Below are 14,902 nucleotides of genomic sequence, written 5' to 3'. Positions count from 1 at the left end.
CCGCCTTGCGTTCCTGATCCCCCTGTCAGGAGCGTTTTGCGGGCGCGCGCAACAGGCTGAACGCCATCAGCACCAGCACGCCGACGCCAACCAGCAATACAGCCCACAGGCCAATGCGCTTCCAGTCGGCCCCAGGCTTTGCAGGAACGGCCGCGGGCGCCACCTCGACTTCCGGGATCACGCCGCTGATGGCGGCCTGGCCCATGCCCTCCAGGCGCTGCGGGGTGAAGCCGGGTACCAGGGTGGTGACCGGCAGGCTACCAGCCTGGGCATTCACCCGGCCAAGGGCTAACTGATAGGGTGGATTGCCGCGCGCCAGAAACAGCAGCTCGGTAGCGCGCATGGCCACGCTCAGACGCGGCTCACTCTGCCCCAGACCGCCACCGCGGCTATCGACTTGCAAGCGCAACTGACTGACCGGCGATTGCGGCAGCTCGATCTGATCCTGCACCACCTCGCGGCCATCGACGGGCAAACGGTAGAGAACCGAGCTCGCCAGCGGCGTCCACGACGCCGTGCTATCCCGACGCCCCTGCAGCAACACCGGCGCCAGGCTGTTGGGTTGTTCGACCTCGATACGCAGACGCTCGAGGGGCAAGGCCAGCGGCAATGCCCAGGTAACGCCCTGCTCACTTGCCTGCCCTTTCAGCGCTGCAGACCAAATCAGCGCTGCCGGTTCGGCAGTGCTGCGTGTGCCGCTGACGCTGGCGGCGCTCAGGCTCACCGCCTGCTCCGGGACCAGCCACAGCAGACGCAGGTAGCGCGCCCGGGTGGCCGGCAACTCCACGTCGCTCTTATCGATGCGTTCGCCATTGAAGCTCAACTGAGCGACCTGCCCCTCGCCCAGTGGCCGCCAATGGTTAAGATCATCGCTGGCCTCGATGCTGAAGCGCTGGAAACCCTCGCTCTCGGCACTCCACTGCAGATGCAGGCGCTGCAGGGGAAAGTCGGTGGCACTGGCATCCAGCAGCCAACCTCGCAATACATCGGCAGTGGCAGAGGCTTCGGTGTCAGCGTTGAGCTCGATGATCGAGCCGTCATCACCACGCTGCACGCGCAATGTCGGCCCAGCAGTGCGGCGCCCCGCCGGGCCACGTAAGGGGAACAGCCGCAGATCGGCACGTTGCTGGCTCTCGGCGAAGCGCTCTGCACCGGAAATCAGGCTGTAGGCCAGGCGCTCGCCTTCTTCGTTGAATACGCGCAGGTCGCGAAAGTCGGCATACCTGGCGGCGAGTTGGGCCTCCATCGGCAATTGCATCCGATACCAGGGCCCCTCTCCACTCAAGGTCAGCGGTACAGCAACGGCATAGTCAGCGGGACTTTCTCTTACCTCAGCTGCCGGTGCAGAGAGGCTCACGCCCAGTATGACCAGCGCACCCGCGATACGCAGGCTCATGCCGACACCTGCGTTTCACGCTGCTGGCGCGGCGGCAGCGGGGCGAAATAGCCCACCACCAGCAACAGTACGCCGACGCCAATGAAGGAGATGATCCGTTCCAGGCTGCCGCTGTTGCCCAGGTCTACGAAGAACAGCTTCACGACCACCACACCGATCAGCGCCGCGCCGGCCATCCACAGATCACGGCGAGCGCGCAGGTGCCCGGCGATGGTCAGGCTCAGGGCGATCAGCGTCCAGACGATGGATAGACCGGCCTGCACCAGCCGCGAATCGATCAATGTATCCACCTGGAACGGCACCTGCCCCCAATGGAATGCAGTACGACAAACCATCATGGTCAACAGCGCGAACAACGAGGCGCCGAGCACCGCCTGGGTTGCCAATTGCATCTGCCTTGGCTCGATGGCCAGCGTGGACAATCCGTCTCGAGCCCAGCGGTGCACGGCAAAGAGCACGAACAGCATGCCCAGTTCCAGCGGATTGATCAGCGGCACATAAGGCAGCGGCTCGGCAGAACCGTCACTGAGCAGATTGACCAGCCAGAACCAGCCCAGCAGAAGGACGGCCAACGGTAAAGCCGCGTAACTGCGGTACTCCCGCTGATAGGCAGCCACCGGCCAAGGCAGCGCGCGACGCAGGCTCATCAACATCAGGAAGGCACATGGCACCAGTACCCAGCCCAGCCAGCGCCAGGCGTTGTAATGTTCGGCCAGGGCGAAGAACAGGAAGCGCAACTCCAACGCCAGTACGCCCAGCAGCAGCCAGCAACCGAGCACGTGGCCGATCCGGATCAACGCCTCCGGGGCCAGCCCCTGAATGCGGCGCAGCATCAGGAAATGCAGGGCGAACAGCGCTGGCCAGGCAAGCCAGCCGAGCGACGCCAATGGGTGATAACCCAGGTGCCAGGTGAGCAACAGGGCGCCGAATCCCAACGGCACCAGCGCCAGGCTGAACACCGCCAGTGCCGGCCAGCGCTGACGCAGGGCGAACAGAGTGGTGAGGGCCAGGCTGACCACGGCAACCAGCAGGAATGCATGCCCCTGCAGGTCGTCAGGCACAAAGCGCGAAATTTCGCCCAGCGCCGCCAACAGCCACCAGGCCGCGCACCAGAACAACGCCACATGCGACAGCTCCTGCAGATCCAGCGGCAGCAGATCGGAGCGGGCCACGCGCCCCGCGAGATGCAGGCGCCAGGCGCAGAGCAGGCCCGCCAGCGCCAGCAGCGTCGGCGCCCAGAACGTCAGATGGGCCAGCGGTCGCAGGGTCTCAGCGACCACGGCCTGATCGAGGCCATCGCTGAAGATCAGGTAGATCACCCCACCCAGTACCTGCACGACGAAGGCGCTGATCAGCACACTGCGCGCGCCCAGATACAACCCGGCAAGCAGCGTCGCCACCCCCGCCACGGCCCAGGCGGCAGCGGTGCCGTAGGGGCCGAAGCTCAGTGGAGCCATCAGGTAGAGGAATGCCAGGCCGCCATAAGCCAACATGGGTTGTAGGCGACGCTCGCGATCCGCCACCTGGGCTCCCGCACCACGCAGCTGCATAAAACTGAAAAGCAGTGCCGCACCGAGCATCAGTGCGCCGAGTGCCGAACCCTTGAGCAAGGTTTCATCGCCAGAGCGCACGCCCCACAGATATGCCACTGCCGCGCCCACCTGCAGCAGCAGGGCGAACAGACGCGCGAAAAGCCGTTGCTGACGCAGCGCCAACCAGTACAAACCAGCGCCTTCGACCGCCCAGGCGGCGGAAGTCCAGCGAGCATCCAGGCCCAATGGAATGGCCAGGGTGGCAAAGATCACGCCCAACGCCAGGCAGGTCTCCATCAGCAGCACGGCACGCCCTGGCGCACGCGCAACCAGTAGCCGGGCCAGCAGCATGTACATCAGGCCCATGGCCAGAGCACTGAACGCCGCGCCGAAGGGCAAGTGCTGAACCACCGCGTACTGCAGGCCAAAGCCCACCAATGGCGTACCGAACAACACGCTGCCGTCGACGTAACCGGTCTGACGCGCCGTCCACTTGAGCAGCGCCTCGCGCGAATCGTTTTCCGGCTCGGTCGGTGCTTCGAGCAGACGCCGCCGGGCAAAAAGCAGACCGATAGCCACGTACATCAGGAAAAACAACAGCAGGAAGGCCTGGGTGCTGGGCCACAGATCCGTGGTGTAGGAGCGCAGCCCCCAGGCCAGGCCAATGCCGAAGGTGCCGATGAAACCGATCAGATTGAGCTCGCGCCAGGCCTTGAACCAGGCGATGGCGAAGATCCCGGCATTGAGCAGGGTGAAATAGCTGAACAGCGCCACGTGACTGCCGCCACCACTGGAGGCCAGGATCGGCGCGGCGAAACCGCCCAGCGCCGCAGCAGCGGCCAGACCACGGGCGTCCTGCAGGATGGCCAGCACAGCCGAGCAGATGGTCACCACCACCAATAGCGCCATCGCCACCTGCGGGGAAAGCAGAGGATGCAGACGCATGGCCGCGAATATCGTCAGATACAACACGGCGATACCGCCGCCCTGCATCAGCAAGGCGTAGGCCGGGCGCCGCTGACGCAGCCACCAGCCCAGCGCCAGCAGAGCGATCGCCGCCAGCGCCACACCGGCGTAGCGCAACTCGATGGCGACCACCACCCGCTCGGAGGCGTAGCGCAGCAGGAAGGCCAGGCCCAGGAACAGCAGCACCAGGCCCACGCGCAATACGGTGTTGCCGCCGAGCAGCCAGCCCCGCGCAACAGCGATGCCACGGTCGAGCCAGGTCGGCGCTGGCGGCTCGGCAACCCGCGCTGCGGCGGACGGAGGCGGCGCAGCAGCTTGCTCCAAGGCTGGCTCGGGGCTCGACTGTGCAAGCGGCGCGGTCGGCGTGACAGCAGGCAGTACCAGCTCGAGCTCCCACTCACGCTCCACGATCGACTCGACCGGCGCCGCTGCAACAGATTCCACAGGGGCCTGAACCGGCGGTACGTCGGTCTGTTCGGGCAGCTCATCGGTGCGCGGCTGCGAAACGCCCTGCTCCAGACGCACGAGACGCTCGTGCAGGTCGCCGGTGCCATGGTTGAAGCGGGCAATCAGCTCCGCCAGAGATTTACGCAGCGCCTCATGCTGAAGCTTCAACGCGTGCAGCGCGAACGCCTGCCCTGCCGCCAGCCCAAGCAAGCCCCCCAGCGCCGCCCCGGCCATCGCCTCTCCCGTTATCGCGCCGAGCACCAGCGCCCCAAGCACCAGCCCTATCAGCATGAAAATCCATTGCATGCACTCAAATCCTTGATGAGAAACGATCCATGCCGACCCACGGGCTGACCGAGGCTGCAGTATATGAGCTCCAGACGGATAGGTACTGGAGCCGCTCACAATTGCAACCAACGGTTAGCGTCTTGGCCCAAACGACGAAATGGCTGGCCGTCACTTCTGATCTCCCGCCGCAGGCGGAAGACCGTGTTTCGGCCCGAATGGTAGACAAAGAAAAGCCCCCGCAGGCTCGCGCCGGCGGGGGCTTTCTAGTCAGCTAGAACTGAATCAGTTCTTGGCTTTCTTGGCAGCACGGGTACGCTCGCCTTCGTCGAGGATCTTCTTGCGAAGACGGATCGACTTAGGGGTCACTTCGCACAGCTCGTCGTCCTGGATGAATTCCAGAGCCTGTTCCAGGGTGAAGCGAACCGGCGGTACCAGGGCGATGGTTTCGTCTTTACCCGAAGCACGCATGTTGTCGAGCTTCTTGCCTTTGGTTGGGTTGACGCCCAAGTCGTTGTCGCGGCTGTTCAGGCCGACGATCTGACCGTTGTAGATTTCCTGACCGTGCTCGACGAACAGCTTGCCGCGCGCCTGCAGGGTTTCCAGGGAGTAGGTCAGCGCCTTGCCGGTATCGATCGACACCAGTACGCCGTTCTGACGGCCGGACATGTGGCCCGACTTCATCACGTCGTAACGGTCGAAGATAGAGGTCAGGATGCCAGCACCGTTGGTCAGGGTCAGGAACTGGTTACGGAAACCGATCAGACCACGCGCCGGGATGTTGTATTCCAGGCGTACACGGCCCTTGCCATCCGGCACCATGTTGCTCAGGTCACCCTTACGCAGGCCCATCTCTTCCATCACTTTGCCCTGCGCTTCTTCAGGGATGTCGATGGTGACGTTTTCGAACGGCTCGTGCTTGGCACCGTTGACTTCACGGATGATCACTTCCGGACGACCTACGCCCATTTCGAAGCCTTCGCGACGCATGTTCTCGATCAGTACCGAGAGGTGCAGCTCACCACGGCCGGAGACCTTGAACTTGTCAGCCGAGTCGCCTTCTTCAACGCGCAGGGCCACGTTGTACAGCAGCTCTTTGTCCAGGCGCTCTTTGATGTTACGGCTGGTGACGAACTTGCCTTCCTTGCCGCAGAACGGCGAATCATTGACCTGGAAGGTCATGGAAACGGTCGGCTCGTCGACGGTCAGCGGCTTCATCGCTTCGACATTGTTGATGTCGCACAGGGTGTCGGAGATGAACAGCTGATCCATACCGCTGATGCACACGATGTCACCGGCTGCTGCTTCTTCCACGTCAACGCGGTGCAGACCGTGGTGACCCATCAGCTTGAGGATACGACCATTGCGGCGCTTGCCGTCGGCGTCGATGGCGACTACCGGCGTGTTCGGCTTGACGCGGCCACGGGCGATACGGCCTACACCGATGATGCCGAGGAAGCTGTTGTAGTCCAGTGCCGAGATTTGCATCTGGAACGGGCCGTCACGGTCAACTTTCGGCGCTGGTACGTTGTCGACGATCGACTGGTACAGCGGGGCCATGTCTTCAGCCATCTCGGTGTGGTCGAGACCAGCGATGCCGTTCAGGGCCGAGGCGTAGACGACTTTGAAGTCCAGCTGTTCTTCGGTGGCACCGAGGTTGTCGAACAGGTCGAAGATCTGATCCAGAACCCAGTCTGGACGCGCGCCCGGACGGTCGACCTTGTTGATCACCACGATCGGACGCAGACCGGCTTCGAACGCCTTCTTGGTCACGAAGCGGGTTTGCGGCATCGGGCCGTCTTGAGCATCGACCAGCAGCAGTACGGAGTCGACCATCGACATCACGCGCTCTACTTCACCGCCGAAGTCGGCGTGGCCGGGGGTGTCGACGATGTTGATGTGGTAGCCGTTCCAGTTGATCGCGGTGTTCTTCGCGAGAATGGTAATGCCACGCTCTTTTTCCTGGTCGTTGCTGTCCATCACGCGCTCGTCGTTGAGCTCGCCGCGCTCCAGAGTGCCGGACTGGCGCAGGAGTTTGTCGACCAGGGTGGTTTTACCATGGTCAACGTGGGCGATGATGGCGATGTTACGTAGATTCTCGATCACAGTAGTGGTCTCGTAGGTTGGGTCGGGCTACCCAGCAGTTGCATTCAGCGGCCCAACGCGAAAAATCGGGATAAGGATAAAGGCAGTACGTTAACGATGTGTGGCGACAATGCCGCCGCGAATCGGGTCGGGAGGTCGGTGGCGGATACTGCCGCCATTCAGCCCAGGCGTTTTATGCCGGACGATAAACGCGCACATTGGCATGTCCCTCGCTCAGCAGGTGATGAGCATGCAAGCGGCTCATCACGCCCTTGTCGCAGTAAAGGAGGTACTGGCGGCTCGCATCCAGCTCCTTGAAACGGTTGTTCAGTGCATAGAACGGCATGGCCTGTACGTCGACGCCAGGCAGTTGCAGCGGCTCATCCTCGACCAGATCGGGATGACGAATATCGATGACCACATGGCTGGGCAGTGCCTCGGCCAGCTCCTCGACCTGAATATCCTGGCCTAGCTCTTCGATCACCCGATCTATCGGCAGCAGGCGTGCCCGCTCCAGCGCGCGCTCAAGCACCGCCATGTCGAACTGTTGCTCTTCATGGACGACGCGATGCGGCTTTGCCTTGGTGGTCGGGTTCACCGAGATCACGCCGCAGTACTCAGGCATGTGCCGGGCGAACTCGGCAGTACCGATGGCCTCGGCGGTGTCGATGATGTCCTGCTTGTGGCTGGCGATCAGGGGACGCAGCACCAGCTTGTCAGTAACCGAATCGATCACCGAGAGGTTCGGCAGGGTCTGGCTGGATACCTGGCTGATCGCTTCACCGGTGACCAGCGCATCGATCTGCAGACGCTCGGCCAGCTGGCTGGCGACGCGCAGCATCATACGCTTGAGGGTCACGCCCATGTAGCTGTTGTCGACCTTGCCGAGAATCTCGCCGAGCACTTCCTCGAACGGCACGCTGATAAACAGCACGCGCTGCGAGCGACCGTACTTCTGCCACAGATAATGAGCGACTTCCATCACGCCCAGTTCGTGGGCACGACCACCGAGATTGAAGAAGCAGAAATGGGTCATCAGGCCGCGACGCATGATCTGGTAGGCGGCGACGGTGGAGTCGAAACCACCGGACATCAGCACCAGAGTCTGCTCCAGCGAGCCCAGCGGATAACCGCCCATGCCCGGATGCTGATGATGAATGACGAACAGGCGCTGATCACGGATCTCGATGCGCACCTCGATCTCGGGCTTCTTCAGGTCTATACCCGCAGCGCCGCATTGCTGGCGCAACTGGCTGCCGACATGACGCTCAACATCGATAGAGGAGAAAGAATGCCGGCCACCGCGCTTGCAGCGCACCGAAAAGATCTTGCCCGGCAACAGGTCACCGTAATGAAGCTTGCACTTTTCGACGATATCGTCGAAGTCGCCCAGCGGGTATTCGTCGATCTGCAGAAAATGCACGATGCCCGGCACGCAGCTCAGGCGTTCCACGAGCTCGTGCAGAAGCTTGGCCTCGGTGACCTCGGTCTTCACTTCCAGATTGTCCCAGACACCGGTCACCTGCAGTTGCGGATCGAGATCACGCGTGACTGCACGGATGTTCTTGGCCAACTGCCGGATGAAGTTCTTACGAACCGGCGGGCTCTTGATGGTGATTTCCGGAAAGACTTTGACGATCAATTTCATGGGAGCAAATGTCGGGCACCAGTGCCTGAAAAACAGGGGCGCGGATTATAGCGGAAATTGCTCAAGCTTTGATCAAAAATCCTAAAACATTCCTAGAGTGCACCAAATAAGAGCACGACATCATTAATTCGCACCAATAGAGAGCCGGCGTGCACCTCATCAATGCGAGGATACCCGCGCCAGCGCTGGTTTTCAGGGCATGAGCCCATCACGGGGCACTGGCATGCAAATTGCTCCCTTGTGAGGCAGGGTGTCCTGGCAGACCATCTTGCCCGGCGTCACGAACTCAAAGAAGGGTTAATAGAAGACCCTATCCACCTGGAGGACAACATGTCTAAGGCTGTTCAACTGATCAAAGAACACGACGTGAAGTGGGTTGACCTGCGCTTCACCGACACCAAGGGCAAGCAGCACCACGTGACCATGCCGGCCCGTGATGCCCTGGACGACGAATTCTTCGAAGTCGGCAAGATGTTCGACGGCTCCTCCATTCATGGCTGGAAAGGCATCGAAGCCTCCGACATGATCCTGCTGCCGGACGACAGCACTGCCGTGCTCGACCCATTCACCGAAGAGCCGACCCTGATCCTGGTCTGCGACATCATCGAGCCGAGCACCATGCAAGGCTACGATCGTGACCCGCGCTCGATCGCTCGTCGCGCTGAGGAATACCTGAAGACCACCGGTATCGGTGACACCGTATTCGTTGGCCCGGAGCCAGAGTTCTTCATCTTCGACGAAGTGAAGTTCAAGTCCGATATCTCCGGTTCCATGTTCAAGATCTACTCCGAACAAGGTTCCTGGATGACCGACCAGGACGTCGAAGGCGGCAACAAGGGCCACCGCCCTGCAGTAAAAGGCGGCTACTTCCCAGTTCCGCCGTGCGACCACGACCACGAAATCCGTACCGCCATGTGTAATGCCATGGAAGAAATGGGCCTGGTCATCGAAGTTCACCACCACGAAGTGGCGACTGCCGGTCAGAACGAAATCGGCGTGAAGTTCAACACCCTGGTAGCCAAGGCTGACGAAACTCAGACCCTGAAGTACTGCGTGCACAACGTGGCCGATGCCTACGGCAAAACCGCCACCTTCATGCCGAAGCCGCTGTATGGCGACAACGGTTCGGGCATGCACGTACACATCTCGGTTTCCAAAGACGGCAAGAACACCTTCGCGGGTGAAGGCTATGCCGGCCTGTCCGAAACCGCGCTGTACTTCATCGGCGGTATCATCAAGCACGGTAAGGCCCTGAACGGCTTCACCAACCCGTCGACCAACTCCTACAAGCGTCTGGTTCCAGGCTTCGAAGCGCCGGTCATGCTGGCCTACTCGGCTCGTAACCGTTCCGCCTCGATCCGTATCCCGTACGTTTCCAGCCCGAAAGCCCGCCGCATCGAAGCGCGCTTCCCGGATCCGGCTGCCAACCCGTACCTGGCCTTCGCAGCACTGCTGATGGCCGGCCTGGACGGCATCCAGAACAAGATCCACCCTGGCGACGCGGCGGACAAGAACCTGTACGACCTGCCACCGGAAGAAGGCAAGCTGATCCCACAGGTGTGCGGCAGCCTGAAAGAAGCCCTGGAAGAGCTGGACAAGGGCCGTGCGTTCCTGACCAAGGGCGGCGTATTCTCCGACGACTTCATCGATGCCTACATCGAGCTGAAATCGGAAGAAGAAATCAAAGTGCGCACCTTCGTGCACCCGCTGGAATACGACCTGTACTACAGCGTCTAAGCCAGCCTCGCTGCAGATAGCAGCGCGATAAAAACCTCCCCGGTTCTGCCGGGGAGGTTTTTTTATGGCTCGCATTTCATGGGCGAGTGCAAATCCTTGGCGCGGCGCGCTTGCCAGTACGTCGCCGCAGTGCAAGGCTATCGACATTATCCAGATCGGAGACCGGCCCAATGCGCCGCACGCTCGCTTGCCTGTTGCTGATACTGGCCCTACCGGTCAGCGCACAGATCTACAAGTACACCGATGCCAATGGCAACACGGTATTCACCAATCAGCCACCTGAGGGCACCAAGGCCGAGAGTGTCGAGCTGAAGCCGATCAATACCACGGAGCCGGCAGCCGCGCCTGCGCAGCCCAGCACGCCCAGAATGAGCGAGATGCCCCAGAACCCTTATCAGGTGTTCGAGCTGCGAGACCTGCCCAACGACGAAGCAATGCGCGCCAACAACGGCACCTTCTCGGTCGGGGTTACCATCGAGCCCCGCCTGAGCCCAGGCCATAGCCTGCAACTGATACTGGATGGAAAACCCTACGGCCCGCGTAGCAACGTGCCACGCCTGCAACTGAACGAAATTGATCGGGGCGAACACAGCCTGGCGGTTGCCGTCATTCGGGGCGAGCAGATTATCCAGCAAAGCGAAACGCGCACCTTTACGGTGCAACGCGTCAGCACCAACAGCCCGGCCCGAGGCAAGTGATCAGCATGCGCACCCTGCTATTCGGCCTTTTGTTGATCGCCCTGCCAGGCTTCGCCCAGGTTTACACCTATGTGGATGCCGAGGGTAACCGCGTGTTCACCGATAAACCGCGAGACGGCAATGCCCAACAGGTGCAGATGGCGCCGTCCAACCGCATCGAGCCGCCGCAAACGCGCAGCATGGCTCCGTCGACTCCAGCCGCGCCGACTCTGCCAGTACTCAGCTACGAATTGTTGAGAATCACCATTCCACAACCGGATGCGACCATCAACGACAACGCCGGCAACCTGATCGTAACCGTCAACAGCGAACCAGCCCTGCATCCAGGCCACAGTTACCGCCTGCTGCTGGACGGCCAGCCAGTCGGCAGCGCCGGGCGCAGCCCGGTGTTCCCGCTGGAAAACGTCGACCGTGGTACACACCAGATTGCCGTGGAAATCATCACCGAGGGCGGCATCATCGTCGAACGCACGCCTAGCCAGCCCTTCCACATGAGGCGTGTCACCCTGGCCCAGAAGCGCAAGGTTCGCCCCTGTGAAAAGGACGATTACGGCGTGCGCCCGGAATGCCCACTCAAGGACAAGCCCAAGGAAGAAGACAAGGGCATCATCAGCATCCTCCCCTTCCTGTAATTCTCCCGCCAGAAGAAAGCGCTGCACGTCGGCAGCACTCAAACGCGCTTAGCTGCGCACGCGCCTCGTTACAAAGCAGTTAGCACCAAAAAAGTGCACTGCGACGCACCGATTTCTATACTCGTCCCAAATTGGCACACAACGATTTTCATCGTTGCGCCGAAAAGTTGCCAAATCCGGCCCATTGCGCCTTTGCGCGCGTCTTTAGGGGGCTTTGGTTTGCTTCTTGCATTTTCTCTCGCACTGCCGGATGGCCCGAGGTGCGCCTCGCCCGCCATACCCAACCGGCCCTTCTGCTGCAAACCGCACGAGGAACGACTTTTGGCTGGCCCACACCCGCAACGAGACACGCCAAGCTGCGCCACGTTGCCAGACAACGGCCATCGCCTTGTCCAGACATCCCCTGTTGGCGGATGCTCTGAGGCCAAGCCCTTGGAGCTTGCCCGATGATCATCAATGAAGCCCTGCATCGCCTACTGCTCGACAACCTGACTACAGCCACGCTGCTGCTCAATGCCGACCTGCGCCTGGAGTACATGAACCCTGCCGCGGAAATGCTTCTGGCAGTCAGCGGTCAACGCAGCCATGGTCAGTTCATCAGCGAGCTATTCACGGAAACCCGCGAAGCCCTGGGCGCCCTGCGCCAGGCAGTCGCCGAGGCCCACCCGTTCAACAAGCGCGAGGCAGTGCTGACCACCCAGACCGGGCAGAGCCTGACCGTAGACTACGCGGTCACGCCGGTACTCAGCCGCGGCGAAACCATGCTGCTGCTCGAGGTGCATCCACGTGATCGCCTGCTGCGCATCACCAAGGAAGAGGCCCAGCTCTCCAAGCAGGAGACCACCAAACTGCTGGTACGCGGCCTGGCCCACGAGATCAAGAACCCGCTTGGCGGCATTCGCGGTGCGGCCCAGTTGCTGGCCCGCGAGCTACCGGAAGAAAGCCTCAAGGACTACACCAACGTCATCATCGAAGAGTCGGATCGCCTGCGAAACCTGGTCGACCGCATGCTCGGCTCCAACAAGCTGCCATCCCTGGCGGTTACCAACGTGCACGAAGTGCTGGAGCGCGTCGCCAGCCTGGTCGAGGCCGAAAGTCAGGGCAGTATCGTACTGGTGCGCGACTACGACCCGAGCATTCCGGATCTGGTCATCGACCGTGAACAGATGATTCAGGCCGTGCTCAATATCGTGCGCAACGCCATGCAGGCGATCGGCTCCAAGCCGGATCTGCGCCCCGGGCGCATCACCCTGCGCACGCGCACTTTGCGGCAGTTCACCATTGGCTACATTCGCCATCGCCTGGTGACCAAGATCGAGATTATCGACAACGGCCCAGGCATTGCGACAGATCTGCTGGAAACCATCTTTTATCCCATGGTCAGCGGGCGTGCCGACGGCACAGGCCTGGGCCTGTCGATCACTCAGAACATTATTAGTCAGCATCAAGGCCTGATCGAATGCGAGAGCCATCCTGGCAACACCGTGTTCTCGATCTTTCTGCCGCTGGAACAAGGAGCAACTCCGACATGAGCCGCAGTGAAACCGTATGGATCGTTGACGACGACCGCTCCATCCGCTGGGTACTGGAAAAAGCCCTGCAACAAGAGGGCATGACCACCCAGAGCTTCGACAGCGCCGATGGCGTACTCGGCCGCCTGACCCGTCAGCAGCCGGACGTGATCATCTCGGACATCCGCATGCCCGGCTCCAGCGGCCTGGAGCTGCTGGCCAGAATCCGCGAGATGCACCCGCGCCTGCCGGTGATCATCATGACCGCCCATTCGGATCTGGATAGCGCCGTGGCGTCCTATCAGGGCGGTGCTTTCGAATACCTGCCCAAGCCCTTCGACGTCGACGAAGCGGTATCGCTGGTCAAGCGCGCCAACCAGCATGCTCAAGAGCAGCAAGGCCTGCACGTGCCGGTAGTACAAGCGCGCACCCCGGAAATCATTGGCGAAGCGCCGGCGATGCAGGAGGTATTCCGCGCGATAGGCCGCCTCTCGCACTCCAATATCACCGTGCTGATAAATGGTGAGTCTGGCACGGGCAAGGAGCTGGTCGCCCACGCCCTGCACCGCCACAGCCCACGGGCGGCGTCGCCATTCATTGCGTTGAACATGGCAGCGATCCCCAAAGACTTGATGGAATCCGAGCTGTTCGGCCACGAAAAAGGCGCCTTCACCGGTGCAGCCAACCAGCGCCGCGGGCGCTTCGAGCAGGCCGACGGCGGCACCCTGTTCCTCGACGAGATCGGCGACATGCCGGCCGATACCCAGACCCGCCTTCTGCGCGTACTGGCCGACGGCGAGTTCTACCGGGTCGGCGGGCACACACCGGTAAAGGTGGACGTACGCATCATTGCCGCCACCCACCAGAACCTGGAAAGCCTGGTAACCGCCGGCAAGTTTCGCGAAGACTTGTTCCACCGTCTCAACGTCATCCGCATTCATATCCCGCGCCTGTCGGATCGTCGCGAAGATATCCCGACCCTGGCCAGGCACTTCCTTAGCCGCGCCGCCACCGAACTAGCGGTCGAACCCAAGCTGCTAAAAAGCGAAACCGAGGATTATCTGCAACAGCTGCCCTGGCCAGGCAACGTGCGCCAGCTGGAGAACACCTGCCGCTGGATCACGGTGATGGCCTCGGGGCGCGAAGTGCATGTCGACGACCTGCCGCCAGAGCTGCTCGTCCAGCCCCAGGACAACGCACCGGTCAGCAACTGGGAACAGGCACTGCGCCAGTGGGCTGATCAGGCCCTGGGCCGTGGCCAGTCGAACCTGCTCGACAGTGCCGTACCGGCATTCGAGCGAATCATGATCGAGACGGCTCTCAAGCACACCGCAGGGCGGCGGCGTGATGCAGCCATCCTGCTAGGCTGGGGGCGCAACACCCTGACCCGCAAGATCAAAGAGCTGGGCATGAACGTCGACGGCTCCGAAGAAGACGACAGCGACGACAACTGAGTCGCTGCCGTAACAACAGAACGCCGCGCCCTGTTCAGGGCGCGGCTTTTTTATGGCCTGTACTTTCTCAGCGACAGGGCCTGGCACCGTAGCCTGCGGCTGAGCCCAGCGAAACCCAGGGCAACCTTCCAGAGTACCGCTGCGCTCGACCCGTGCTACAGGAGATTTCTGCCGCCGCAGTGGCGTTTTCTAGCTGCGATAGTCATGAACCGTATGACATCGAGGGTAGAACGATGAATCGGTTCCCACCCTACGTGGCGGCAAGCCAGCGATAAAAATGCACGCCATCAGCGCACTGTGTGCGAGCTCATGCACCCGCGCGGAACATCCAGACACGCGCCATATGCAGGTCGGAAACTGCCCCTACAGGCCACAGCCCAGTAATCACGGTGCATACAGAAGAAAACAAGAAACTGGCACGCCATCTGCAATGATGTAGATAACCCAGTTTCGGGGACCTTGGTACAGGCAGGCCGGGGATTCCCCTCTTTCTTTGGGAGCCTCGGTACAG

At 61.6% G+C, this 14,902-nt stretch carries 9 protein-coding genes; 5 read left to right on the top strand and 4 right to left on the bottom strand.

Annotation, left to right across the window (positions count from 1 at the left end):
- Positions 1 to 25: 25 nt before the first annotated feature.
- The 4 genes from ACZ0AI_RS20745 to thiI form a co-directional block, all read right to left on the bottom strand.
- The gene (locus ACZ0AI_RS20745) at positions 26 to 1,396 is read right to left on the bottom strand and encodes a DUF3999 domain-containing protein (protein WP_463563483.1); all 1,371 of its coding nucleotides are present in this window, start codon (positions 1,394 to 1,396) and stop codon (positions 26 to 28) included.
- Positions 1,393 to 4,647, bottom strand: coding sequence for a DUF2339 domain-containing protein (locus tag ACZ0AI_RS20740; RefSeq protein WP_463563482.1), 3,255 nt, complete (start codon positions 4,645 to 4,647; stop codon positions 1,393 to 1,395). Before ACZ0AI_RS20740 ends, ACZ0AI_RS20745 begins: the two co-directional genes overlap by 4 nt.
- 264 nt (positions 4,648 to 4,911) lie before the next feature.
- Positions 4,912 to 6,732, bottom strand: a complete 1,821-nt coding sequence (typA, locus tag ACZ0AI_RS20735) for a translational GTPase TypA (RefSeq protein WP_463563481.1) — start codon at positions 6,730 to 6,732, stop codon at positions 4,912 to 4,914.
- 172 nt (positions 6,733 to 6,904) lie between these two features.
- Positions 6,905 to 8,359 (bottom strand): tRNA uracil 4-sulfurtransferase ThiI, encoded by a 1,455-nt coding sequence (gene thiI, locus ACZ0AI_RS20730; RefSeq protein WP_463563480.1) that lies wholly within the window; start codon positions 8,357 to 8,359, stop codon positions 6,905 to 6,907.
- 330 nt (positions 8,360 to 8,689) lie between these two features.
- Here thiI and glnA point away from each other — a divergent pair, with 330 nt between their 5' ends.
- From glnA to ntrC, 5 genes are all read left to right on the top strand, one after another.
- On the top strand, positions 8,690 to 10,096 hold the full coding sequence (glnA, locus tag ACZ0AI_RS20725; RefSeq protein ID WP_070880561.1) for a glutamate--ammonia ligase: 1,407 nt from the start codon (positions 8,690 to 8,692) through the stop codon (positions 10,094 to 10,096).
- A gap of 170 nt (positions 10,097 to 10,266) precedes the next feature.
- Entirely contained in the window at positions 10,267 to 10,794 is a 528-nt protein-coding gene (locus tag ACZ0AI_RS20720) for a DUF4124 domain-containing protein (RefSeq protein ID WP_463563479.1), read from the top strand.
- Between the two features lie 5 nt (positions 10,795 to 10,799).
- Entirely contained in the window at positions 10,800 to 11,426 is a 627-nt protein-coding gene (locus tag ACZ0AI_RS20715) for a DUF4124 domain-containing protein (protein ID WP_463563478.1), read from the top strand.
- Positions 11,427 to 11,872: 446 nt separating this feature from the next.
- A complete protein-coding gene (gene glnL / locus ACZ0AI_RS20710; protein ID WP_463563477.1) occupies positions 11,873 to 12,958 on the top strand; it encodes a nitrogen regulation protein NR(II) in 1,086 nt (361 codons plus the stop codon).
- A complete protein-coding gene (gene ntrC, locus ACZ0AI_RS20705) occupies positions 12,955 to 14,391 on the top strand; it encodes a nitrogen regulation protein NR(I) (RefSeq protein ID WP_463563476.1) in 1,437 nt (478 codons plus the stop codon). Before glnL ends, ntrC begins: the two co-directional genes overlap by 4 nt.
- Positions 14,392 to 14,902: the final 511 nt, after the last annotated feature.

The sequence above is a fragment of the Pseudomonas sp. AC355 genome (assembly GCF_979258205.1).
The sequence above is the reverse complement of the archived record's forward strand: the minus strand, read 5'-3'. Positions and strand labels throughout refer to the sequence as shown.

Bases quoted from the DNA above. Each gene is read 5' to 3' on its own strand.
- ACZ0AI_RS20745 (WP_463563483.1), bottom strand. From the start codon at position 1,396: ATGAGCCTGCGTATCGCGGGTGCGCTGGTCATACTGGGCGTGAGCCTC.
- glnA (WP_070880561.1), top strand. From the start codon at position 8,690: ATGTCTAAGGCTGTTCAACTGATCAAAGAACACGACGTGAAGTGGGTT.
- ACZ0AI_RS20715 (WP_463563478.1), top strand. From the start codon at position 10,800: ATGCGCACCCTGCTATTCGGCCTTTTGTTGATCGCCCTGCCAGGCTTC.
- glnL (WP_463563477.1), top strand. From the start codon at position 11,873: ATGATCATCAATGAAGCCCTGCATCGCCTACTGCTCGACAACCTGACT.
- ntrC (WP_463563476.1), top strand. From the start codon at position 12,955: ATGAGCCGCAGTGAAACCGTATGGATCGTTGACGACGACCGCTCCATC.
- thiI (WP_463563480.1), bottom strand. From the start codon at position 8,359: ATGAAATTGATCGTCAAAGTCTTTCCGGAAATCACCATCAAGAGCCCG.
- ACZ0AI_RS20740 (WP_463563482.1), bottom strand. From the start codon at position 4,647: ATGCAATGGATTTTCATGCTGATAGGGCTGGTGCTTGGGGCGCTGGTG.
- ACZ0AI_RS20720 (WP_463563479.1), top strand. From the start codon at position 10,267: ATGCGCCGCACGCTCGCTTGCCTGTTGCTGATACTGGCCCTACCGGTC.